Consider the following 1330-nt stretch of genomic DNA (forward strand, 5'->3'; position numbering starts at 1 on the left):
TGAACGAGCCCCTTGAAACACAGGACACCGTTTCCCCCTTACCATAAGGGATAGGCAAACGACTGTGTTTATGACTACCAGCAAAGACAAGACCATCGAAGTACTCGGCCAAGAGCGGCGGCGCCGCTGGAGCGTCGAGGAGAAACTGGCCATGGTGCGCGAGAGCCTGGAGCCCGGACAAAGCGTCTCGGTGGTGGCCCGGCGCAACGGCATCAATCCCAACCAACTGTTCCACTGGCGCAAGCTCTACCAGGACGGCAGCCTGTCGGCGGTCAGTGCCGGTGAAGCGGTGGTGCCGGCTTCCGAGTTGGCCGATGCCCTCAAGCAGATCCGCGAACTGCAACGGATGCTGGGCAAGAAGACCATGGAGGCCGAGATCCTCAAGGAAGCGGTGGAGATCGCCCGCTCGCGAAAATGGATTGCGCACTCACCCTTGTTGCCGGGGGACGACCAGTGAAAGCGGTCAGTGAGAGTCTCGGTGTGGCGCGCTCGCAATTGACGGCTCGACTCAAACAGCCTGTTCCGGGACCGCAGCCGCGTCGTCGCCGGACGCTCAACGATGCGGCCCTGGTCGAGCAGATCAAGCAGGCCGTCGGCGCGTTGCCCAGCTATGGCTATCGCCGGGTCTGGGGTCTGTTGCGTCGGCAGCATGAGCAGCAAGCCCAGTCACCGGTCAACGTGAAGCGGATTTACCGTGTTATGCGTGACCACGATCTGTTGCTGGAGCGCCGGCGCAAACAGCCGGGCGTGGCACGGCGTCACGAAGGTCGTGTGGCTGTGGATGCGAGCAACACCCGCTGGTGTTCGGATGGCTTCGAGTTCCGCTGCGAGGATGGCGACAAACTGCGCGTGACCTTTGCCCTGGACTGCTGTGATCGCGAAGCGATCAGCTGGGTGGCCAGCCCAAACGGCTACAGCGGCGACGATGTCCGCGACGTGATGCTGGAAGCTGTTGAACAACGCTTCGGTGGCGAGCTGCCCGCATCGCCGGTGCAATGGCTGAGCGATAACGGCTCGGCCTATACCGCAGAACAGACCCGGGCCTTTGCCCGGCAGATCGGCCTGCTGCCGCTGACAACCCCAGTGTGCAGCCCGCAGAGCAACGGCATGGCGGAGAGCTTCGTGAAGACCATGAAGCGTGACTACATCCGCCACATGCCCAAGCCCGATCGGGCGACGGCCCTGCGCAACCTAGCCATCGCCTTCGAGCATTACAACGAGGAGCATCCGCACAGCGCACTAAACTACCGCTCGCCTCGCGAGTTCAGGCGCTTGGCTGAGGCATCAACTTAACGGGGTGCCGGTGTCCGGTTTGAGAGGGGCAAGTCCA

The 1330-nt window shown here is 62.7% G+C and carries 1 protein-coding gene; it reads left to right on the forward strand.

Features of this window, described 5'->3' with window-relative positions; genetic code table 11:
- Positions 1–70: 70 nt before the first annotated feature.
- Positions 71–1293, forward strand: a protein-coding gene (locus BZL41_RS00005; protein WP_218224295.1) for an IS3 family transposase whose coding sequence is annotated in 2 segments (ribosomal slippage) — positions 71–416 and positions 416–1293 — 1224 coding nt in all. Because the reading frame shifts where the segments join, the coding sequence is not laid out codon by codon here.
- Positions 1294–1330 lie beyond the last annotated feature (37 nt).

The sequence above is a fragment of the Pseudomonas sp. PIC25 genome (assembly GCF_002286785.1).
Classification (GTDB): domain Bacteria; phylum Pseudomonadota; class Gammaproteobacteria; order Pseudomonadales; family Pseudomonadaceae; genus Pseudomonas_M.